Here is a 21235-nt window from a genome sequence, read left to right on the forward strand (position 1 = left end):
AATTGTTAATGTGATTATAAGAGAAAGATTCAGGGATGACAATACTTTTTTCAAAAAAAATCGCCAAATTGCATGTATTATTACATTGTATGTAAGGTATTTTAATAACACACCTTATAGTTACTGACAAAAATAAAGTATGACGTTTGACTGTATGCTTGTTGTTAAGTATTATGGGGATAAATAGAATAAATATAGAATGCTATCCTTTGGAATTGTCGGGAGAGTGATGACATTGGAGTAAAGAAACTGTACCGGATCGGAGAGTTAGCGAAGGCAGCTGATGTCAGCGAGCGTACAATCGATTATTATACGAAGCTCGGGCTGATCTCCCCGGAGAAGCGAACCCAGACAAATTATCGTTTATACAGTAGTGAAACCTTGACCAGGCTGGAACGTATTAATCAATTGAAACAGGAGAAATATACGTTGGAAGAGATCCGCGAGAAGCTGGACCAGTGGCACCGGGTTTCTCCGGAAGAACAAGTGACGGAGAAACTAAGCTCGCTGGAGCTCCATATGCAGCAGCTGGAACGCGAGGTCAAAGAACTGGAGCCGCTCATTTCCAGCTTACAACCGAACCAGGCCAAACGCGCTTTCGCCAATATATTGCCGCAAAGCTTGGCCTGCATGGAAGCTCTTCGGCTGCTCTTAAATCACGGACCCTTTTCCTAACCCATACTCCTGATCAGCCTCAATTGCTTCTTTGATAACTAAATCATATGGAGGAATGATTCATGTATTCAGACGTGATGCTGATTCCCATTCTGCTCGCATTTGGGTTGTCCTTGTGGGCGCAGTTTCGGGTGAAAGGCACTTTTAACAAATGGGCAAAGGTCCAGAACCTTTATGGCTTAACCGGTCATGATGCCGCAAGACGGATGTTGGATGCGAACGGGCTTTATGATGTCCCTATCGAACCGGTGCGCGGCGCGCTGACGGACCATTACGACCCGATTCACCGCGTTGTCCGCTTGTCGGAGCCGGTGTATTATGAGAGCTCCATCTCTGCGGTAGCCGTTGCCTGCCACGAGGTCGGACACGCAATTCAGCACAAGCAGAAGTACCCGATGTTGGTGCTGCGTCACCGGATGTTCCCGGTGGTGAACTTCGCCTCGGGGGTTGCTCCTTTCTTGCTGCTCGCCGGTTTCCTGTTCGGCGCACTGAACCTGATTGGTCTGGGGATTATTTTCTTCTCCGCGGCCGTATTGTTCCAGATCGTGACGCTGCCGGTGGAGTTCAACGCCAGCAATCGGGCCCGCAAAGTCATGCTTCAACAAGGCTTCATTTCGCCGAATGAAGCACGCGGTGTTGGCAAAGTATTAAATGCTGCAGCATTAACTTATGTAGCTGCCGCGTTGATTTCCATTCTGGAGTTGCTTCGCTACATTCTGATTTTTACAAGCAACCGCGAATAACCTGTAATCTCAAAAAAAGAGGCTGCACGGTACCGAGCCCAATCGGCTCGAGATCGTGCAGCCTTTTTTCGTTCCTACCTCGTAAATAGGTTCTTCTTGATGATTCCATTACTTCTGTTGGTTTGGCGGCGTATCCACCTGAAGTCCAAAGTATTCCAGCAGGAACATTCGGAACGATTGGGCTACCAGCGGCAGCTTCTCGTCGACCCGATGGATCAGCCCGATGGTGCGAGTCACCTTCGGTTCAGAGATCCGCACACGGATCGGCTGAAGCGTAAAGCTCTGAAACAGCGCCATTTCCGGCAGCAGACTGACGCCCATCCCAGCGGCAACCAACCCGCGGATCGTATCGGTCTCTTCACCTTCGAAGGCGATTTTCGGCGTAAACCCAGCCTCCAGGCAGGCATGCCAAACGATTGGCCGCAAGGAATATCCTTTGCTGAACAAAATGAACTTCTCGTCTTTCAGCTGGCTGAGCTTGATGCTCTGCTCCCCAGCCAGAGGATGCCCCGGCGGAAGGATGGCTACCAAATCCTCGGTTAATACCACGTTACCGGTGACTTGATCATGATTTTCCGGAAACGGAGAAATAAAAGCTAAATCCACTTCTCCCGAAACTACATCCCGAATTAATGTAGGATAAGTGCCTTGCCTAAACCGAAACTTCACATTGGGATACAGCTTGCGGAATTCTGCCACTACACTAGGAATCATATGAATACCTAGGCTATTAGGGAAGCCTAAGCGAATTTCCCCTTGCTCCGGATCGAGAAATTCGTGCACCTCGCTCACGGCCCGGTCGAGATCCTTCAGAATCATCTCCACCCGGCTGCAGAATAGCTGGCCCACAGCGGTAAGGTGGAGATTCCTGCCCTTCTGCATAAACAAATTAACGCCAAGCTCCTGCTCGAGCTGGTGAATTTGCCGGCTTACCGCCGATTGGGCGACGTGCAGTTCCTCGGCAGCCTGAGTCACGTGCTCTTTCCTCGCCACTTTTACAAAATACTGCAGTTGTCTCAATTCCACGAATCTGATCGCTCCATTTCGCATGTGCTACGAACATCGAACATCTTCTGATGACATAATACTCTAAATTTAATGTACCATTTACAATCCATTGGTTCAACGCCGTTTTAACAAACGGACAAGAAGTCCATAGATCAAAAAGCCGCCAACCAACCCGCCAACATGAGCGGCTAGGTTAATCTTGGGAACTAATAGTGAATAGATCACCCCAATAATGAGAAGGCTGTACAGCGTTTTTCGCGAGCTTTCATCCATTAGGTGACGCTGCAGCAAGGCAATGTAGAGAAACGCGCCATACACCCCATAGACAGCGCCTGAGGCCCCAACTGAGATATGAGAGACCGAGCTAAACTGATACACCCCCATGCTGATCAGGTTGCCGACCAGTCCGCTGCCCAAATAGACCAAGGCATATCGCCACCAGCCCAGCAGTCGCTCCAGCGGCGGCGCAAAGACCAAAATCGCAAACGAGTTTGAAAACAGGTGATCAAACCCGTTATGCAGAAACATCGCCGTAAACAACCGCCAGCTTTCCCCGGCAAAGGGCTCGATATCGCTCATCGCCCCAAATCTGAGCAAGGTTATCCGGTTCGTCGATCCCCCATTCAGCGCAAGGACGATAAACATCACGATGTTAGCTGCCAGAAGCAAGCAGGTGACGGGATAATATCGCAGGTAGCTTCGCCAGTTTTCGTATCGTATGAAAATCAAACGGATCCCCTCCTTACCGTTGTTTTTCCTAATGTTGGACATTTTCTTTTCAAAACGATTATAATTAAATTTGATTGAATAAATCCATCTGTCTAGGAGGAAATAAACATGGCCCAAGAACGCGTAAATGTAGCTACATTTAAAGGCAATCCGATCACGCTGATCGGCCCGGAACTGAAAGTTGGCGATACAGCCCCAGATTTCCGCTTAAATAAAAACTTGCTGGAAGAAGCTACACTCCAGGACTTCGCCGGCAAAATCAAACTGATCAGCGTTGTTCCTTCACTGGATACCGGCGTCTGTGACGCGCAAACCCGTCGGTTTAACCAAGAAGCTGCCGGTCTTGGCGATGACGTCGTTGTGCTGACGGTCAGCGCAGACCTGCCTTTTGCCCAAGCTCGCTGGTGCGGCGCTGCTGGCGTGGACCGCGTCATCACGCTCTCGGATTATAAAGACAACTCCTTTGGCAAAGCCTACGGCGTACTGATCAAAGAGTTCGCGCTCGACATGCGTGCCGTGTTTGTCGTTGATAAAGACAATAAGATCCAATACGTCGAATATTTGAAGGAAATGACCGAGCATCCGGATTACGAAAAACCGGTAGCTGCCGTAAAAGCGCTGCTTTCTTAAGCCGAGGACTTCGGTACAAACGAAAAGCGAGTAGGAGAGGCATCTCCCTGCTCGCTTTTTTTGTCGTAACCATACGGGTTTACTGGTTCGAAGATACTTTATAAGCCGCCAGCTTCTTATCCAGCACAGAGAAAAGTTGAAGGATGTTCCGGTAATTTGCGCCGAGGTCCCCCATCGATCCACGTGTCGCCGAATAAATATCAATCGCGCTCCGTACCGGCCCGGTGCCCACGATCGATACAGTAATGTCCATGACACGACCTAGGCTGGTCCGTTTCTCCAACGTGATCTCGCCTACGGACGGCACTTCATGCAGTACTTTATAGCCCGGAATTTTCTTTAACGTTGAGGAAACTTCCTCCCAACATTTCTCTTTGGATAATTGATAATATCTCGTTTTGAGTTCGGGCATCTTCGCACGGTCGCTGGTTCCTTCTTGGCTGCGGAAAATGCCGATTAACGTACGTTTAAATGACAACTGTTCTTCCTCCTTCACGATCCTGCCCTATGTAACTTGGGTATGCGTTTTCTTAATCTCTAGTTTAACATTCTTGGCAGACAAACAAAAGCGAGGTTGAACATTTTGGCACAAACAAAAAAGCACCTTGTCCCCTTTCATTGGCAAAAAGAGTACAAGGTACCATTCTCATGCTTCATTAATAGACCCGCCTATGCCGTCCGATTACATTATCTCGAACCTGCACCCGCAGGTGGGTGACCGCAACGACGCTTATGAAGTCCCCTCATCCGATGGATAGGGCCTTTCAGCGGCGGCGCAATGTAGGTCTCCCGAGATAACTGTCATTGGTTCAAAATAACGGAAATCGAAACGCACATCGCAGGACGTAAACCTATTATACGGCTTCGTTAAGCAAATGTAAACTCATCTGACAAGGATGGGGATGGCAATTTCTGACATTTTTCAATCCTTCTCTTTTTCGTCACTCGACGGAAGTTCAAGTCCCAAGTCCTCATCGTCTTGCTGGGTGCTGCTGGAGGCATTTTCGTTTTGGCGCATCCGTTCTACCTTTTCCTGGATCTTGTTATAAGCGATGTAGAAGTTATAGAACGCCACGAAGGCAGTTAAGCTGCCGAACCCGAAGAAGATCAACCAGCCGAAGCGCAAAGTCAGAAACCCGAGCACACCCGCGCAGATCAGGGTAGACAGGGTCCGGAACGGCCGAAGAATCGTAAACAGGATCGCATTCTTGATCAACTGAAGTGCACCCAGATGGTAGTGGGCCACCAGCGAGAAGAAGTTAAACAACGATAGAGATAAGATCAACAGGAAGAACAGCATCACCATGCCGATCATCTGCAGGTTGTTCATCTGATTCATGTACACTTCATAGTCCACATACATAATCGCGAACAGGATCGTATAGAAAATACCGCCGATCATGCTTTGCTTGTAATTTTCTTTGTACCCTTTGAAGTAGACTTTGATGATACTCAAGTCACTTTCCCCCATCACCCATTTCCGGGTCACGGAAAATAAAGCGGCCGTTGCTGGAAACAGTGTAAACGGTGCCAAAACACCCATGATCCAAATCGTGAGTGTCTCCGGCTGAGGCGTCGGTGATTGCAGTAACAAGAGCAGCTTCATAGCAAGCACGATCATAAACGGCGAGGAGCACAGCAGCCATAGCAGGTTACTGCCGGCAATACGCATAATCCATTCGGTAATTTTATAAAATCCGCCCATCAAACCTTTGTATTCCAAGTAAAGTTCCCCTCTCAAGCTTTGTATAGTGGAATCGCTCTGCCTATAATAACTATACATGATTCGTCCAGCTCGTTCCAGCGCCTAATTTGTGCGGCTTTGGGTAAGTGTCTAATCTCATCGGGCCGCTGTGCCATAGTATATACCGTAACTTCAAACCATCAACATCATCAAAGGAGGTTATCACATGTCCGGTGTAGGATATGGCGGTGGATTCTGGACTTCCACGGGTACGATTCTGGTTCTGTTCATTCTGCTCGTAATCGTGAGCCGCACGATCTTCCTGTAATGAACACAAACACAAAGAAGACGGAGAATCCTCCGTCTTCTTTCATTTTAAGATATGGGATAAGCTTCTCGTTCGATTAATTATCGAACGAGGAGTTACCATCGTATTTCGAAGGTCTGCGGTCCCCGGCGCTCGAACCAGTCCGCGGCTTGCGATCAGAGGAACGATAGTCACGGCCGTCGCGATTGTAACCGCCTTTGCCGTAACCTCCGCGACCGCCTTGCGAATCACGACGGTATCCCCCGCCGCGATTACCGTAACCCGAAGGCTTGCGTCCGCTGGAACGAATGTCCGGATTGCGGCGTTTCACACGGATCGGTTCTTCTGGTGTCAGCTCGATGTTGACTTTTTCGTTCTTGTCGCCCGTAATCAGCTTAAACGCAGCCGCCAACAGGTTCACCGAATCGTATTGCTCCAGGAGCTGGATTGCGATGCCCTTGTTCTCGTTCAGTTCACCGTTCTCCACGAGCTCGATCAAGCGTTCTGCAATAATCCGTTGCTTGCCTTCGATCGCTTCAGCAATACTTGGCAGCGGCTTACGAGCAATTTTATGACGGGTAATCCGTTCGATAAAGCGAAGGTGATCCATTTCGCGCGGCGTCACGAAGGACCATGCGACCCCTTCTTTCCCGGCGCGGCCGGTACGGCCGATCCGGTGAACGTAACTTTCCGGATCCTGCGGCAGGTCAAAGTTCACGACATGGGTTACCCCGGAAACGTCCAAACCGCGGGCTGCCACGTCGGTTGCCACGAGAACGTCGATGCTGCCATCACGGAATTTACGCATGACGTTGTCACGTTGATTCTGCGACAGGTCCCCGTGAAGGCCGTCGGCGGAATAGCCTTGCTTCTGCAGCGCTTCGGACAATTCATCCACGCGGCGCTTCGTCCGACCGAATACGATCGCCAGCTCCGGCGACTCCATGTCCAGCAACCGGGTCAAAGCATCGAATTTCTGACGTTCATGCACCTCAATGTAGGCTTGATCGATGAGCGGCGCGCTGACCTGTTTCGGAATAACGGACACATGCTCCGGATCTTTCAGGAACTGCTGAGCCAGCTTCTGGATATTGGCCGGCATGGTTGCGGAGAATAGCATCGTTTGGCGATCTTCTGGAACCAGCTTCAGGATCGATTGAATATCGTCCATAAAGCCCATGTCGAGCATTTCGTCGGCTTCGTCCAGAACGACGGTTTTAACATCGTCAAGTTTGATCGTTTTCCGGTTAATGTGGTCAAGCAAACGGCCCGGCGTACCGATAATAATTTGGGGCTTCTTCTTTAATGCGCGAATTTGGCGTACGATGTCTTGTCCGCCGTAGATGGGAAGAGAGCGGGTGCCTTTAAAGCGGGACAGCTTGCCGATTTCTTCAGCGACCTGAATGGCCAGCTCCCGAGTTGGGGTCATAACCAGCGCAACAATACGGTCTTCTTCCTTCGGAATCTTGTTGATGAGCGGCAGACCGAAAGCCGCGGTTTTCCCTGTCCCCGTCTGTGCTTGTCCGATCAAATCACGACCGGTCAATGCGATCGGGATCGATTTTGCCTGGATCGGGGTTGCTTCTTCAAATCCAAGTTCCGTAATAGCTTGCAATACTTTAGGCTCTAGGCCGAAATCTGCGAATGTGTTCAATGTATCATACTCCTTCTATATAGTGGACATTCCACCAGCTTAACGGTATTCTTAAGTAGCGTTTAGTCCTGCTTTGCCCACGCTCAATACCTGACCTTGGGGGACCTTCAAACGTTTATAGGCTGTCCAATCCGCCTGTAAATTTTACATAGAACTAGCTTGGTACTAGCTTGAAAAATGGAAAAGAGTACCTACTCAAGAATATCTCAAACATTATAGCACAAAACATAAATGGAATACCAGCAAGCAGGTTGGGATACTTCCTTTATTTTCGTGAGGTGAACGATAGTGTTTAAAGAAATTAGAAATGCGACTGTTATTGTACTCGGGGCGGCTTTGATCGCTGCGGGTTTTAACCTGTTCCTCGTGCCCCTTCATTTGCTTAGCGGCGGCGTGTCTGGGCTAGCGATGCTGACCGCCTACTTCACTCCCCTCGATATTAGCACGATGTATCTGGCTTATAACGTACCGCTCCTGATCGCCGGGTTGTTTCTGCTGGGAAAACGATTTATCGGACTGAGCATCCTGTCGGTTGCCGCTACAACCTGGTTCATTACCTTGATTCCGACACCGGACAAGCTGCTGTCGTCGGATACCCTGCTCTCTGCGGTCTTCGGCGGTGTGCTCGTCGGCATCGGCTGCGGGATCTCGTTCCGCGTCGGCGGCTCGTCTGGCGGCTTCGATATCGTAGGTTCGATCGTGACCCGCTTCCGAGATTTCCCCGTTGGCAATGTGATCGTCGGACTAAACGGCATTGTCATCCTTGCGATGGGGTATCTCGAAGGCAACTGGGATCTTGCTCTGGCATCCATGGTCTCGATCTATATTACCGGCAAAGTCGTTGACCTGATTCATATCAGTCATATCAAAGTCACGTTGTTTATTATCACTGACAAAACGGAAGCACTGCTGGAACGACTGCTGACGCTGCCGCGCGGGGTTACGTTGATGAAGACTCAGGGCGCTTTTTCCCACAAAGAAAAAGATATGCTGATGACCGTCACGACCCGCTATGAATTGGCTGAACTGCGGGAAATCATCAAGCAAACCGATCCCGCCGCTTTCGTGAATATCGTGGAAACGGTCGGGGTGATGGGCGCGTTTCGACGTCGTTAAGCATTTTCTTGAAAGAAGCAGCCGTTTTCAAACGGCTGCTTCTTTGTTATAATAATCACAGCGGTTCCTTCACAATTTTAAAGGGTTCAGCTTTACCCCGTATTTCACAGGCTTTTTGCTTTTCCGATTTAGGATTGATTCCGCGGCGAATGATTCTGAAAGGAAAGGGTGATGGATGTGGAAATGGAAACGGTAAGACTGGAACAAATCGTAAAGAAGTGGTTTCCGGATATGCTGCCTTTTCTGAATCAAAAGGAACTGAACTCTACGATTCTCCTCCGAGATGGCCTAACCATCTTGGAACCGCAGGATGCGCTGGAGATTATTCAATTCAGCATCTGCGAACATCAAAACCCGGCGTTGCTTCATTAAAATATGTAACGCTTCCATGCAGGATGAGTCGTTTCTTCTGCTTATGCAGGAGAAACGGCTTTTTGCGCTTTTCTCGTCTATGAAACTCTGAAACTTTTTACCAATTATGACATTCCTGTTCCCTCTAGGGGCTCCTCTTCCGATATAATAAACAGCGAGTGCATACAAGGGAGAGATATCATGTGAACATCATCTGGACATTACTACTTCTGGCCTTGGGAACAGGCAGCGGAGCAGCGCCTCAAGAGCAGGCTGCGGGGAACGAAGCCGTGCAGGCGAACACGATGTGGACATCGGTCGCACACACATTTAAGGTAAATCTAGCAGAAGGCCGCCTGGACAATCCTATCAAACCATCGGATTTGAAGGTAGACCCGCAGGTAGATGCTCCGAAAGTGAAGGGGATTTACGTTACAGCTTACAGTGCCGGGGGATCCCGCATGGATCAGCTTGTTGATCTCGTCGATCAGACCGAGCTGAATGCGATGGTCATCGACATTAAGGACGATTTAGGGTATATCACATACAAGACGGATAATTCCGATCTCATCAAATGGGGGAAACCGCAGCCGTTCATCCGCGACATCGATGCGTTAATGGCCCGTTTGCAGAAGCATGATATTTATCCAATCGCCCGGATCGTCGTGTTTAAGGATACGATTTTAGCCAAGAAGCATCCGGAGCTCTCCTTCCGCCATAAGGACGGATCGGTATGGAGCAACGGCAAGGGAGACAGCTTCGTAAATCCTTATAACAAAGAGGTCTGGGATTATAATATTGAGATTGCAAAGGAAGCAGCAAAATTAGGCTTTAAGGAAATTCAGTTCGACTACGTGCGTTTCCCGGAAGGCTTCGAGAAGCGAGCAGACAGTCTGATCTATACGAAAAATGAGATGAGCCGCGTTGATGCCGTCTCCTCATTCGTTAAATACGCCAAGGAGCAGTTGGAACCGTTAGGAGTTCGGGTGTCCGTTGATATTTTCGGGTACGCCGCATCTGTGCCTGCGGCAGAAGGCATCGGCCAGGATTTTGTGAAGATCTCCGACAACGTGGACGTCATTTCTCCGATGATTTATCCAAGCCATTATACAACCGGATGGTTTAATGCCAAGGACCCTGACAAAGCTCCTTACCAGACCATTAAGGGTGCGGTGAAGGATACTCAGACCAAACTCGCGGAACTTGGCGAGAAGCAGCCGATCATCCGTCCGTGGATTCAAGACTTTACGGCCAGCTGGCTGGGAAGCGGTCATTATATCAAATACGGCAAGCATGAAGTGGAAGAACAAATTCGGGCGCTGAAGGAAATGAAGGTGGATGAGTTCCTGCTCTGGAACGCCTCCAACCGTTATACTTCCGGCGTCGATTATGAATAATAAAGCTGCACCGCCGTCGAACCCGGGCCTGTTGCCCGGGTTTGGGTTTGGTTGGGCTTGTACTCAAGTAACTACTATGATCGGAGTTAAGTGGTTTTATGAAACAAACGTATACCCTGAAGCAGAAATACGCTCAATTTTTACGCATTTTAGTTCCGATTCTGATCACCCAGGTCACGATGTCGCTAATGACCTTCTTCGATACGATGATGTCCGGCCATGCAAGTCCGGCAGACCTGGCGGGAACAGCGATCGGATCAAGCCTGTGGATTCCGGTGCAAACCGGTCTCAGCGGGATCCTGATGGGCATCACGCCCATCGTGTCTCAGCTCGTAGGGGCCGGAGAGAAGAATAAAGTAGGTTATCATGTTATTCAGGCAATCTGGTTATCGGTAGCCGTGAGCCTGGTTGTCCTGCTGGCCGGTGCGTTGTCGGTCTCCCCTGTGCTGAATTCGATGGGCCTTGAGCCCAAGGTCCATCATGTGGCTTTCTATTTTCTAGTGGCAATTTCCACAGGAATCGTCCCATTGTTTGGCTATATCGTGCTGCGTTCGTTTATCGATGCGCTCGGGCAAACGCGCATATCGATGATGATTACGCTGATCTCGCTTCCGTTAAACGTGGGCGCCGGATACTTGCTTATTTTTGGCCGCGGCGGCTTCCCCCGGCTTGGCGGCATCGGCTCCGGAATCGCTACGGCTTTTACGTATTGGTGCATTTTCCTGATTGCCTTGTGGATCGTGCATCGGAAGGAACCGTTCGCGGCGTACGGCGTGTTCAGCAAGCTGCATCGCGTATCGCTGACCAAATGGTGGGAGCTGATGCGTATCGGCGTCCCGATCGGCTTCGCGATCTTCTTCGAGACGGCGGTCTTTGCCGCGGTGACGCTGCTGATGAGCCGGTTCGATACCGTCACGATCGCGGCTCACCAAGCGGCGAACAACTTCGCCTCAACGCTGTACATGATCCCGCTCAGCATCTGTCTGGCGCTGACGATCCTCGTCGGCTTCGAGACCGGTGCTGCCCGGCTCAAGGACGCCCGGCAATACGCAGCGCTTGGCATCGGCACCGCTGCCGCTATGGCATTGGCCACCGCTGTCCTGCTGATGCTGTTCCGTACAGGCGTCGCCCAGTTCTACTCCAGCGAACCCGAAGTTGTATCGCTAATCAAGCACTTCCTGGTGTACGCGATCTTCTTCCAGATGTCCGATGCCATTGCGACGCCCACCCAAGGCGTGCTGCGCGGGTATAAGGACGTCAGTCCCGGCTTCTGGATCTCGTTGCTCGCCTACTGGATCATCGGCCTCCCGCTGGGATACTTCCTGGCCAACTACACGTCGCAAGGCCCTTACGGATACTGGATTGGCCTCATTACCGGGCTGGCTGTGGCCGCTGTCTTGCTGCTATATCGCCTGATCATGATCCAACGCCGTATAGCCAGCCGCCTGATTCATCCGGCGGAAGCGCAATAAGAGAAGCCCGTGACCTTCCTTCGGTCACGGGCTTCTGTCCTTAGCGCGGTTCGCTGATGGCCACGACGTACCCTGCCCCAGGCACCAGCCGCTTCTTCTCCACAATCGTCAGCTCCGTGATTGTAGGAGCGGGCAGCACTTGCCGCTGCAAATGCTCTTCCGCCGCGGCAAACGCCTTCTCCTCCCCATCGGCGGCAATAATAATCGTAAACGGACCGGCGGAGGTGTCGGCCTCCAATCGATACAGGTACATGTGTGATCCCCCTCTGATCCTTAAGCTCAACTTATTATAGCATGATAGCAGACTTACCCATATCGTGGAGGTTCATCAACAGGCAGAAAGAAGAAGCCGCCCCATCAACGGAACGGCCCCCGTCATCTCTAACGGTTACTTAGCATAGGGATTAAATTCGTTGGTATACAGATCCTCCGGTTTCAACTGCCCCTCCTTCAGTTCACCCTCGTTAACCAACCAATCGATCCAGCGCTGGTATTCATCCGGAGTGATCACCCCTCCTTCCGTAGCAATCCCCGGGCTCCTCCAGTATTTCAGATTTAGGGTTGCGTCTTTGCCATCTCTCTTCTCAACGATGCTCTCCATTCGCTTGATCACTTCTTCTCGCGGCGTAGTACGCTCCCACTCGATGGCTTTTGCGACACCTTCAACAAATTGCCTTACCGTATTCGGGTTTTTCTTGATATACTCCTCAGTAAAAAAATAATCCCCTGCCGTAAACTCCGTCTGATAAACGTCGATATCCTTGAATAATTCCACGAGACCGCCTTTTTCCAAAGCCCGGTCTCTCGCTACGCCGCTTAAGAGAACAACATCGATCTGCCCGCTGCGCAAAATTTGCTCCGCATTTCCCGAAGGCACGGTAACCAGGGTAACTTGGCTGATTTCTTTATCGGTTAATCCGCCTAATCGCAAGTAATCCTTGGTCATAAATTCCAAATGCGCGCCTAACGTATTAACACCGACCTTTTTGCCGATAAAATCTTTAGCTGTCCGAATTGCGCTATCCTCCAACACATAAGCGCCGATATACGTATCTTTATCGCTGCCGTACGAGCCGACCACCGATTTGATCTTGACGTTCTGGGCCACCGATTTAATAATCGCCCCGTTAAACGCCGACCCAAAATCAGTCTGCCTCGTAGCCGTTAATTGAATGCTCTCCGGCCCCCCTGTCGTACTGCCGATAGACTCCAGCTTCACATCCCCCAGAAACCCAAGATCCTCAGCCAGCTCCGGAAATGACACCGCACCCGGAGATGAATTGTATTGGAGCACCTTATCTTCGCCCCCGTTTGCCCCAGCTTTGCCTCCGGCGCAACCCGCCAGCAAGGCCCCGGCAACCAGCACCACTGCCAGCAGTGTTATGGATTGTCTCCTTGATTTATGCATTTGCTTACACCGACCTTTATGTTCGTTTGGAATTAGATCAAAGCGGATGGCGCTTCTTGGCGTGAAGGATAAGCGGGAACCGATAACCCTAAATTGCCTCGTAATGTGGTGCTCTCATATTCCGTACGGAACAAACCCCGCCGCTGCAGCTCCGGAATGACAAGCTCGACGATATCGCGAAATCCTTCCGGGAACGTAGGCGGCATGATGTTGAAGCCGTCCGCCCCTTCATTCAGGAACCATTCCTCCAGTTGGTCGGCGATCTGCCCCGGCGTACCTACGATTTCCCGGTGCCCCCGTGCTCCGGCAATATGCTCATACACCTCGCGGATTGTGGTTAATCCTTCACGTTCGGCCAGCGCACGGATCAGATTGGAGCGAATCTGTGGATTCGTCTTGTCCTCGGACGCTGCAAATTCCGGCAGCGGGGCATCCACGTCATAGCCCGTCAGATCGGTCCCGATGAAGTTAGACAAATACTCCAAGCCAACTTCCGGCAAAATGTAGCTGTTCAGCTCCTTCCGCTTGGCAATCGCTTCTGCCTCCGTCTTCGCCACCGTGATGAACACCCCCGGCATGATTTTTAGATCATCCGGCTTACGTCCATACTTCGCCAGTCGGCCCTTCACATCCCGATAGAACGTTTGGGCTTCCTCCAGCGTCTGCCAAGCGGTGAAGATGACCTCTGCGGTTTTGGCTGCCAGCTCTTTGCCTGCCTCCGACGAACCCGCTTGTACGATGACCGGGTGCCCCTGCGGCGTGGAAGGTGCGTCCAGCAGCCCCTGAACTTTAAACCACTCGCCTTCAAAATCCAACGGGTGGAGCTTCTCAACGTCCAGAATCCGGCCGCCTTCCTTGTCTAGCACAATCGCCTCCCGCTCAATGGAAAGCCAGAGCTTCTTCACAACTTCCACAAACTCATCCGCCCGTTCATATCTGCGGGCATGCTCGAGATGCTTGGGCTTGCCGAACAGCAGCGATTCCCGCTCATTGGCTGAGGTGACGACATTCCAAGCCGCACGCCCCTTCGATAAGTGATCGATCGCCGCGAATTTTCGTGCCACTTGATAAGGTTCGTTATAGGTCGTCGTCAACGTCGCGGTGAGGCCGATATGTTTAGTGACGGACGCAAGCGCAGCGAGAATAATCAGCGGATCCAGCTTAAGGGCCGATGCTGCCTGGTTACCGGAAGGGCGCAGGCCAAGGACGTCGGCGAAGAAGATCATATCAAACTTTCCTTGCTCAGCTAACCGTGCCAAGTCCTGCAAGTACTCGAGGTCGAACGTACGATGAGCCTCAGTTCGCGGATGCCGCCAGCTCGCCACGTGATGCCCCGGCAAATTAAAGAAAGCTCCCAATTTCATTTGCTTGTTTGACATCGTTCACCACTCCTAGTTTTCCAATTTGTTTAGTCATATTTTGACTATAAGAAAAACGTCGATTGACGTTATTCCCAACCTTAATCTCTTCAATTAGCCGTTCGTCTGCGTATTCCATTTCGATAATTTGCGTTCTAAACTTACTAAACCGTAGTTAATGATCAGACCCAGCAAGGAGATGGCAAGAATCCCCGCATACATCTTCGGAATTTCGAAGTTGTACTGCGAATACGTGATCAAATACCCGAGCCCTTCCTTCGCCCCGACCATCTCAGCGGCAATCAATACGAGAATCGCCCCTGTCCCAGCCATGCGGATTCCGGTAAAAATCGTTGGCACGGAGGCCGGCAAAATCACCTTCAAGAACAGCTTGGAGGAGGATAACTTCATCGACTTGGCGGACTTGATGAGCAAGGGGTCGACGTTGCCAACGGCCGCGATCGTATTCAGAAGGATCGGCCAGGCGCAAGCAAAGAGGACAATCGCAATTTTGGAGGTCTCCCCAATACCAAGCAGCAGCATAAACACCGGAAGCAAGGCCAGCGCTGCGGTATTCCGGAACAGTTCAAGGATCGGATTTAGCAGCTCCCGCGCTGTAGGGTACCAGCCAATGATGAGTCCTAACGGAATGGCCACAATCAAGGCCAACAGAAATCCGGTCAGCGATCGGACAATACTTGCCGAAAAGTGTTGGAGCAATTCACCCGAAGTGATCAAGTGAACCAAGGACCTAACCACCTCAGTGAACGGCGGCAAAAATGCCGGATCGACCAGCCCCAATCGGGGAGCGGCTTCCCATAGCAGAAACAGGCCAATCAGAACAATCGATTGCCGTACCAATTTGCGCAGACCTGCAACCAGAGCTACTTTTAATTTTCTTGCCGGCAGGCTTGCTGGTACGGACTTTGCGGTTTCCATTCGTATCCACTCCTTTTTCGTTTAGATATAAGCTCCTTGATACACCGGCTCGTGAAGCAAATTCCAGACTTCATGACGGATCTTGACGAAATCGGGATGGGAGCGAACATCCGCATCGTCGAGTCTCGACTTGAGCGGGACATCGACGATATGCCTAACCGTACCTGGGCCTGGTGTGAGAACGACAACCCGTTCACCCAGATAAACAGCTTCATCAATCCCATGGGTGATAAAAATAATCGTCTTTTTCGTTTGCTCCCAAATCCTTAGCAGTTCCCCCTGCAAAGATTCCCGCGTCTGTGCATCCAATGCCGCAAACGGTTCATCCATCAGCAGCACATCCGGGTTAAACGCAAGGCTGCGAGCGATCGCGACGCGTTGCTTCATCCCGCCGGACAGCTCATGCGGATATCGGTCGCCGAAGGATGCCAGCCCAACAAGGGAAAGAAAATGATCCGCTTGTTCCTTCCTTTCCTGCTTGGGCACCCCTTTGGCCTCCAGACCAAACTCAATATTGCCCCGGGCCGTCTTCCAAGGAAATAAGGCGTATTGCTGAAACACAATGCCACGATCTAAACCCGGACCGTTAATTTCCTCGCCATCCATCAGAATTCTCCCGCGGGTCGGAGCGGACAAGCCGCTGATCATATCCAGCAGCGTTGATTTACCGCAGCCGCTTGGCCCAACCAGCGTTAGAAACTCTCCTTCCCTGACGGTAAAGTTCAAATCTTTGACCGCTGTAAACAGTTGAGCTGCCCCGCTTTTTTTAGGGTCACGGACGGTGAACGTTTTCGTCACATTCTCGAACTTGATTTTTGCGTGTTCTGACATCCTATCTACCTCCCCATTGTTTCAATGGAACAAAAAAGGCCCAGTAGACAAGACGCAAGCGTCTCTGTCTGCTGAGCCTCCGGTGACCCGGTCAGCGATATTTTAAATTCCAACTATTTCGATGTGATTATATTAACATCTTGGATTTCTTTGTCAACCCCTCTATGGATTTGAATTTATAAAAAAGGAGCCAGGTCATAAACCTGACTCCCTTAGTTAATAAGGCCTAGCATTAAATATCATTACTGCGACAACCGCGATGCCAGCTCGTACAGCTCCATGTTAAACGGCTTCTTCGTGCTGACGACCTTCTCGATGTCGGTCAATACCATTTCGCCGCCAATCACGCCGCAGGCTTTGTTCGATTCACCGGCAATGAGGCTGCGCACGGCAAAGTCGCCGAGACGGCTGGCCAGGTTACGGTCAAACGGCGTAGGTGATCCGCCGCGTTGAATGTGACCCAGCACCGTTGCACGTGGTTCAACGGATGGTTGACGTTGCTTGATCGCTTGTACAACGTCCTCGCCGCTGCCAACGCCTTCGGCTACGATCACGATGCTGTGGCGTTTCCCTTTTTCAAAGTTCTGCTTCATGCGGTCTGCAACTTCGTTCAGGTCAAACGGTACTTCCGGTACAAGGATCGTCTCTGCACCTGCAGCCAAACCGGCATGCAGCGCGATATCGCCGCAATGACGGCCCATCACTTCAACAACAGAAGCCCGTTCGTGAGAGGACATCGTGTCCCGCAGCTTGTTGACCGCGTCCACAACGATGCTAACTGCGGTATCAAAACCGATGGTGTAATCCGTAAAGGAGATGTCATTGTCGATCGTCCCCGGCAAGCCCATCGTCTTAATGCCCAGCTTGCTCAGCTTCTCTGCCCCTTGATAGGAGCCGTCGCCGCCGATGACCACAAGGCCGTCGATGCCGTGCTCACGCAAAATATCCGCGCCTTTCTGTTGGCCTTCCGGCGTCTTGAACTCCAGGCAGCGTGCGGATTGAAGAATCGTACCCCCGCGCTGAATGATATCGCCAACACTGCGAATGTCCATTTGGAAAATGTCTTTATTCAGCAAGCCTTGATAGCCGCGTTGAATCCCGTAAACTTCCAGACCGTAGTACAATCCGCTGCGGACAACGGCGCGTACAGCTGCATTCATCCCCTGGGAGTCTCCTCCGCTGGTAAGCACTGCGATTTTTTTAACTGCTGACATGATAATTCCTCCTAATTCAGTTGTAAGTAAGTTAACAAATGCACGAAATCTTAAAGATGCTTGCGAATCCACAGGCTGTTAGCGAAAAAGAACAACCGCATCAACGGGCTCCGGCGCATCAACCGTTTGGATACCTCGCGGATTTCGTCCTGCTGGCTGACCTTCGGATCCGATAAATACAAGGCCAGCAGGCCTTCAATGATCATTTTATGAAACGAGGAAGCCGGCAGCTTCCGGATATCCTGCCGCGCTCCCTCGACGATCAACGTGATTCGGCTCAACATCGTTTCCTTGCTATCGTAGTAACTGCAAAAGTTCAAATCCCCGCCAAGCTCATCCTCCGCTTGGTCAATCAAGTAGTCCAGCAGGATATGCAGCCCGCAGACATGCGGAAAATAAGCCGCGTGGATCGTCTTGGCACTTTGTTCATCCAGCCCTTTGTGACTGGACGCCAGGAACAACATAAACACCCCAAGGGTGGAGCCTGTCGCTGCCGCGAATTCATTCCATCGCAAATGCGGCGCACGGTGCTCATGTTCGGCCCACCAGCTGAGCAGCTTCGCCTCGCGTTCCTGCGGGTCGATGTGCTTGTAAACCTGCAAATCGGTATAAAGTCCTACAAGATCAACGATGTACGGCATAGCTGCCGAGTAACCCTGCAATTCAGCAATTTGGGTCTGACAAGTCTTCACCAGTCGGTGCAAATAACCGCCATCATTCTGCTCCTCGCGAAGGGCATAGTAATTTCGCAGTTGTGCCTCCGGGTTCACCGCGTCGAGCATGCTCTGGTGCAACAGCCGGAAATCCTCAGGATCCTTGGAAGTGCTTCGGTCACATAAATTGTCCAAATAATCACTGATCGTTTGAAACGCAACGATAAGCGGAATCAAGACGTGACGCATCGGCAAATTGGCAGCCGCATATACGGCACCGCCCTGGCAATGGAACTTCTTCGTCGCGATGCTGGCCAAAGCTTGTCGCCTTAGCTCAGGATTGGGAATCGCATCGGCATCCTTCCGCCAACGCTCCAACTCCTCATGGACATCCGGCAAAATAAATTTATAAACCCGACTCATCAGCCGGATCGGCTCCTTCGGGAATTGGTTTCGGCTTTGCTCAAGTTCAATCAATGGCTTGCCTCCACTGCGTTGTTAATACGGCCTGTCTGAAAACCAATCTATATTATAATATGATCCAACTTTTAGCACAAATAAACAAAATCACATATGTCTTTTGACCGAGGGCTCTTCCTGGACCGTCCGGTACCAAATCAGCAAATCATTAATCTGGCTGGCCAGCTCGGCGATCTCCCCGTTCAGACGACAGCTGCGCTCAAAGTCGGTCTCTTCGCTCATTTCGTTCAGCTTGTGCTCAATAGATTGCTCCAGCATCATCACTTTCGTAGGAATTCTACCGCGGACTTCCTCCCAATAGGCGATCATCGCCAGCCGTTTATCCAGCTCATATTCGTCAAAAGGGCGCTCCAGCATCGGAACATGGATATCCAGCCGCTCATCGTATACAAATCCTTCGATCATGGTGTCTCGCCTCCTTCTTAAGATTAGTATAAAGGATTTTCGTCAACAAAACGGAAATTTTATTGCCGCCGAATCTCTAGATTTCTGGTATACTGCTAGCGTAACGCAAAAAAAGATGTGACTGCAGAAACGGAGTACGTAAACCCCATGAATCGGAAAACCACGGCCCGCACGGATATCGCATGGCTGCGCGCCTTTACCTTTACCATATATGGAACAAGTGTCCTTGTTTCCTCCTACTTCCCGCTCTTTTACGCCCAGCTGGGATTTTCGACCAGCCAGATCGGCTTGCTGTACGCGCTGGGTCCGATGATCTCCGTCATCTCCAACTTGCTGTGGAGTCTGGCCAGCGACCGTTACCAAACGATTAAGAAAGTTCTGCTCATCCTATTGATCGGGCAAATTGCGCTGACATTTCTTTTATCGGCATCGACCTCATTTTCGATCATCATGGCGGTTATTACGTTGTTTTACTTTTTCTTCTATCCGGTCTTTCCATTGTCGGATACGATCTCGATTACAACCGCCAAGCAGCATGGCATCCATTTCATCTCCATCCGTCTGTTTGGATCGTTCGGATATGCTTTCTTTGCTTTGCTTATCGGTTACGTACTTGCCCGAATCGGCTCCTCCAATACGATGTGGGTGTCGATTGCCATCGCCGGCCTTGCGTTAGGATTCATCCTGTTCGTCAAGGACCAGCCAACCACTGTGGCGAAGATGGACCTATCAGGCATTTGGGGGATTTTGCGGCAGAAAGAGCTGCTCTGGTTCTTTGGCTGCGTCTTCTGCCTGGCGATTGGCATGCGAATGAACGAAGCGTTTATCTCGATCAGCCTGAAGGAACTGGGAGCGGGCGAGAATCTCATCGGTTGGGCAATGCTTGCCTCGTCGTTGTCAGAAATCCCTGTTTTTATCTACCTCAGCTTCCATGGGGAAAAATATAAAGAGCTGCCGCTCCTGCTGATCGCCAGCCTGATGTTCGCCGTCCGGTTCCTGCTGATGGGGTTGACCGGGTCGCCTTACGGCATCCTGGCGATCCAGGCGATGCACGGTGTGACGTTTGGCATTTTCTATGTCACAGCCATCCGCATGCTCACCCGGCTAATCCCCGACGAATTCCGAGCCACGGGTATGGCCTTGTACACCATCGTCTGGTCAAGCCTCGCCGGACTGCTCAGCGGAACCTTCGGCGGCGTGATGTTTGAACAGCTCGGGCGCCAACCGTTCTACCTGACGGCGATGGGCGCGGCACTGGTTGCCTGCATTGGGTTTGCCAGCCGTTATTTTCAGAAGGGACCGGGAGAGAGCACCCCCTCAAAATTCGAGCATAAAGCCTAAAAAATCAAGGCGAAGTGCCATCACGGCGCTTCGCCTCTTGTTTGTCTCTGTTCAAAGGACAACTCTTCCTATATAATAGTTATTATCAGATGATAGTACCTGGTGTTAAATTTGATAAAGCAGGTGAAAACGCATGGATTTCGCTTTGTTTCGGGATATCCTTCAAACCCGCCGCAGTATCCGGGAATTTACTCAAGAGCCTGTCAGCATTTCCGATATCGAGGATCTTATCGACTGCGCTCGCTATGCGCCCAGCGACACGAATTCGCAAACCTGGGAATTCATCGTCGTGATGAACGCAGATAAAATCAAGCAGATTGAGGATTTTACCTGGGCCAGCCTGCATGAAATCGCAGCACGTGCCACCGAACAGGGGAAGGATCGGGAAGCCAAGCTGCTTGTAAAATCATTTGGTCCTTATGCTACCGCTTTTTCCGGCGCTCCAGCGTTAATCGTAGTTCTGTCTACGCCGTACACATCGAAGTTCCGTGAACGAATTTTTGACCCGATCTCCTTCGTCACGCCTGAAATTTGGGAAGAAGAAGGACTGAAGAGCAGCTGTCTGGCCGCACAAAACCTGATGCTGGCCGCACATGCCAAAGGCCTGGCCACTTGTCCGATGACCGGACCAGTGCTGCTCGCTGAAGATAAACTGCGCGAATTCCTCGACATTCCTGCCGATCGCGGAGTGAATATGGTCATCGCGCTGGGTCATCCGGCGATCTCACCCAAGCCGGTGCCGCGGAAGGACGTATCCGAGATTTTGCGGATCGTAGAGTAAAGAACATGAAGAGGCTCTTTCCAGCAACCTGTTGGAAATGAGCCTCTTTCTAATCTGGC

23 protein-coding genes and 1 other RNA gene are annotated in these 21235 nt (G+C 51.0%); 10 read left to right on the forward strand and 14 right to left on the reverse strand.

Going from position 1 to position 21235, the window contains the following annotated elements; translation table 11 throughout:
* Window positions 1–249: 249 nt before the first annotated feature.
* Together C812_RS11015 and C812_RS11020 are read left to right on the forward strand one after the other, a co-directional pair.
* Window positions 250–675 carry a MerR family transcriptional regulator gene (locus C812_RS11015; RefSeq protein WP_425270087.1) on the forward strand — a complete coding sequence of 142 codons (426 nt, stop codon included), beginning with the start codon at window positions 250–252 and terminating at the stop codon, window positions 673–675.
* A 62-nt stretch (window positions 676–737) separates the two neighbouring features.
* A complete protein-coding gene (locus C812_RS11020) occupies window positions 738–1418 on the forward strand; it encodes a zinc metallopeptidase (RefSeq protein WP_016312736.1) in 681 nt (226 codons plus the stop codon).
* A 108-nt stretch (window positions 1419–1526) separates the two neighbouring features.
* Here C812_RS11020 and gltC read toward each other — a convergent pair whose 3' ends face one another.
* Window positions 1527–2444: a glutamate biosynthesis transcriptional regulator GltC gene (gene gltC / locus C812_RS11025; protein ID WP_016312737.1), complete on the reverse strand. Its 918-nt coding sequence runs from the start codon at window positions 2442–2444 to the stop codon at window positions 1527–1529.
* Window positions 2445–2540: 96 nt separating this feature from the next.
* Complete coding sequence (locus tag C812_RS11030) at window positions 2541–3155, reverse strand: rhomboid family intramembrane serine protease (RefSeq protein ID WP_016312738.1); 615 nt, start codon at window positions 3153–3155, stop codon at window positions 2541–2543.
* 108 nt (window positions 3156–3263) lie between these two features.
* On the opposite strand from C812_RS11030, the gene tpx reads away from it, so the two are divergent.
* Window positions 3264–3785 (forward strand): thiol peroxidase, encoded by a 522-nt coding sequence (gene tpx / locus C812_RS11035; RefSeq protein WP_016312739.1) that lies wholly within the window; start codon window positions 3264–3266, stop codon window positions 3783–3785.
* 79 nt (window positions 3786–3864) lie between these two features.
* Here tpx and C812_RS11040 read toward each other — a convergent pair whose 3' ends face one another.
* From C812_RS11040 to C812_RS11045, 3 genes are all read right to left on the reverse strand, one after another.
* Entirely contained in the window at window positions 3865–4263 is a 399-nt protein-coding gene (locus C812_RS11040; protein WP_016312740.1) for a DUF1499 domain-containing protein, read from the reverse strand.
* Window positions 4264–4443: 180 nt separating this feature from the next.
* A non-coding RNA gene (gene ssrS, locus C812_RS21880) (6S RNA) lies at window positions 4444–4633 on the reverse strand.
* 74 nt (window positions 4634–4707) lie between these two features.
* Window positions 4708–5508 carry a YesL family protein gene (locus C812_RS11045; RefSeq protein WP_016312741.1) on the reverse strand — a complete coding sequence of 267 codons (801 nt, stop codon included), beginning with the start codon at window positions 5506–5508 and terminating at the stop codon, window positions 4708–4710.
* A gap of 187 nt (window positions 5509–5695) precedes the next feature.
* Between C812_RS11045 and C812_RS21885 the strand changes: the two genes are divergently transcribed.
* Window positions 5696–5797 carry a hypothetical protein gene (locus C812_RS21885; RefSeq protein ID WP_016312742.1) on the forward strand — a complete coding sequence of 34 codons (102 nt, stop codon included), beginning with the start codon at window positions 5696–5698 and terminating at the stop codon, window positions 5795–5797.
* A 76-nt stretch (window positions 5798–5873) separates the two neighbouring features.
* Here C812_RS21885 and cshA read toward each other — a convergent pair whose 3' ends face one another.
* Window positions 5874–7430, reverse strand: coding sequence for a degradosome RNA helicase CshA (gene cshA / locus C812_RS11050; RefSeq protein WP_016312743.1), 1557 nt, complete (start codon window positions 7428–7430; stop codon window positions 5874–5876).
* 288 nt (window positions 7431–7718) lie between these two features.
* Between cshA and C812_RS11055 the strand changes: the two genes are divergently transcribed.
* From C812_RS11055 to C812_RS11070, 4 genes are all read left to right on the forward strand, one after another.
* Complete coding sequence (locus C812_RS11055) at window positions 7719–8546, forward strand: YitT family protein (protein WP_016312744.1); 828 nt, start codon at window positions 7719–7721, stop codon at window positions 8544–8546.
* A gap of 171 nt (window positions 8547–8717) precedes the next feature.
* A complete protein-coding gene (locus tag C812_RS11060; RefSeq protein ID WP_009222784.1) occupies window positions 8718–8918 on the forward strand; it encodes a hypothetical protein in 201 nt (66 codons plus the stop codon).
* Between the two features lie 182 nt (window positions 8919–9100).
* The gene (locus C812_RS11065) at window positions 9101–10294 is read left to right on the forward strand and encodes a putative glycoside hydrolase (protein WP_016312745.1); all 1194 of its coding nucleotides are present in this window, start codon (window positions 9101–9103) and stop codon (window positions 10292–10294) included.
* Window positions 10295–10392: 98 nt separating this feature from the next.
* Entirely contained in the window at window positions 10393–11766 is a 1374-nt protein-coding gene (locus tag C812_RS11070) for an MATE family efflux transporter (RefSeq protein ID WP_016312746.1), read from the forward strand.
* A 40-nt stretch (window positions 11767–11806) separates the two neighbouring features.
* Here the strand turns inward: C812_RS11070 and C812_RS11075 are convergent, their stop codons facing one another.
* From C812_RS11075 to C812_RS11110, 8 genes are all read right to left on the reverse strand, one after another.
* Window positions 11807–12019, reverse strand: a complete 213-nt coding sequence (locus tag C812_RS11075; RefSeq protein WP_016312747.1) for a DUF3906 family protein — start codon at window positions 12017–12019, stop codon at window positions 11807–11809.
* A gap of 135 nt (window positions 12020–12154) precedes the next feature.
* The gene (locus C812_RS11080) at window positions 12155–13174 is read right to left on the reverse strand and encodes an ABC transporter substrate-binding protein (protein ID WP_016312748.1); all 1020 of its coding nucleotides are present in this window, start codon (window positions 13172–13174) and stop codon (window positions 12155–12157) included.
* 32 nt (window positions 13175–13206) lie between these two features.
* On the reverse strand, window positions 13207–14553 hold the full coding sequence (locus C812_RS11085; RefSeq protein WP_016312749.1) for an LLM class flavin-dependent oxidoreductase: 1347 nt from the start codon (window positions 14551–14553) through the stop codon (window positions 13207–13209).
* 93 nt (window positions 14554–14646) lie between these two features.
* Window positions 14647–15471, reverse strand: coding sequence for an ABC transporter permease (locus tag C812_RS11090; protein ID WP_016312750.1), 825 nt, complete (start codon window positions 15469–15471; stop codon window positions 14647–14649).
* Window positions 15472–15492: 21 nt separating this feature from the next.
* Window positions 15493–16302 carry an ABC transporter ATP-binding protein gene (locus C812_RS11095; RefSeq protein WP_016312751.1) on the reverse strand — a complete coding sequence of 270 codons (810 nt, stop codon included), beginning with the start codon at window positions 16300–16302 and terminating at the stop codon, window positions 15493–15495.
* A 242-nt stretch (window positions 16303–16544) separates the two neighbouring features.
* Window positions 16545–17516, reverse strand: a complete 972-nt coding sequence (gene pfkA / locus C812_RS11100) for a 6-phosphofructokinase (protein ID WP_016312752.1) — start codon at window positions 17514–17516, stop codon at window positions 16545–16547.
* A 50-nt stretch (window positions 17517–17566) separates the two neighbouring features.
* Complete coding sequence (locus tag C812_RS11105; RefSeq protein WP_016312753.1) at window positions 17567–18646, reverse strand: tetraprenyl-beta-curcumene synthase family protein; 1080 nt, start codon at window positions 18644–18646, stop codon at window positions 17567–17569.
* A gap of 90 nt (window positions 18647–18736) precedes the next feature.
* Window positions 18737–19054 carry a hypothetical protein gene (locus C812_RS11110; protein WP_016312754.1) on the reverse strand — a complete coding sequence of 106 codons (318 nt, stop codon included), beginning with the start codon at window positions 19052–19054 and terminating at the stop codon, window positions 18737–18739.
* Between the two features lie 147 nt (window positions 19055–19201).
* On the opposite strand from C812_RS11110, the gene C812_RS11115 reads away from it, so the two are divergent.
* Both C812_RS11115 and C812_RS11120 read left to right on the forward strand, forming a co-directional pair.
* The gene (locus C812_RS11115; protein WP_016312755.1) at window positions 19202–20395 is read left to right on the forward strand and encodes an MFS transporter; all 1194 of its coding nucleotides are present in this window, start codon (window positions 19202–19204) and stop codon (window positions 20393–20395) included.
* Between the two features lie 133 nt (window positions 20396–20528).
* Window positions 20529–21176, forward strand: coding sequence for a nitroreductase family protein (locus C812_RS11120; RefSeq protein WP_016312756.1), 648 nt, complete (start codon window positions 20529–20531; stop codon window positions 21174–21176).
* The last annotated feature ends 59 nt before the right edge of the window (window positions 21177–21235 follow it).

This window comes from Paenibacillus barengoltzii G22 (assembly GCF_000403375.2).
Classification (GTDB): domain Bacteria; phylum Bacillota; class Bacilli; order Paenibacillales; family Paenibacillaceae; genus Fontibacillus; species Fontibacillus barengoltzii.

What these genes read in the sequence shown, in the direction of transcription:
- C812_RS21885 (WP_016312742.1), top strand. Translation starts at nt 5,696, where the DNA reads ATGTCCGGTGTAGGATATGGCGGTGGATTCTGGACTTCCACGGGTACG.
- C812_RS11020 (WP_016312736.1), top strand. Translation starts at nt 738, where the DNA reads ATGTATTCAGACGTGATGCTGATTCCCATTCTGCTCGCATTTGGGTTG.
- C812_RS11070 (WP_016312746.1), top strand. Translation starts at nt 10,393, where the DNA reads ATGAAACAAACGTATACCCTGAAGCAGAAATACGCTCAATTTTTACGC.
- C812_RS11075 (WP_016312747.1), bottom strand. Translation starts at nt 12,019, where the DNA reads ATGTACCTGTATCGATTGGAGGCCGACACCTCCGCCGGTCCGTTTACG.
- C812_RS11095 (WP_016312751.1), bottom strand. Translation starts at nt 16,302, where the DNA reads ATGTCAGAACACGCAAAAATCAAGTTCGAGAATGTGACGAAAACGTTC.
- C812_RS11090 (WP_016312750.1), bottom strand. Translation starts at nt 15,471, where the DNA reads ATGGAAACCGCAAAGTCCGTACCAGCAAGCCTGCCGGCAAGAAAATTA.
- C812_RS11110 (WP_016312754.1), bottom strand. Translation starts at nt 19,054, where the DNA reads ATGATCGAAGGATTTGTATACGATGAGCGGCTGGATATCCATGTTCCG.
- C812_RS11120 (WP_016312756.1), top strand. Translation starts at nt 20,529, where the DNA reads ATGGATTTCGCTTTGTTTCGGGATATCCTTCAAACCCGCCGCAGTATC.
- C812_RS11080 (WP_016312748.1), bottom strand. Translation starts at nt 13,174, where the DNA reads ATGCATAAATCAAGGAGACAATCCATAACACTGCTGGCAGTGGTGCTG.
- tpx (WP_016312739.1), top strand. Translation starts at nt 3,264, where the DNA reads ATGGCCCAAGAACGCGTAAATGTAGCTACATTTAAAGGCAATCCGATC.
- C812_RS11115 (WP_016312755.1), top strand. Translation starts at nt 19,202, where the DNA reads ATGAATCGGAAAACCACGGCCCGCACGGATATCGCATGGCTGCGCGCC.
- C812_RS11060 (WP_009222784.1), top strand. Translation starts at nt 8,718, where the DNA reads ATGGATGTGGAAATGGAAACGGTAAGACTGGAACAAATCGTAAAGAAG.
- C812_RS11085 (WP_016312749.1), bottom strand. Translation starts at nt 14,553, where the DNA reads ATGTCAAACAAGCAAATGAAATTGGGAGCTTTCTTTAATTTGCCGGGG.
- pfkA (WP_016312752.1), bottom strand. Translation starts at nt 17,516, where the DNA reads ATGTCAGCAGTTAAAAAAATCGCAGTGCTTACCAGCGGAGGAGACTCC.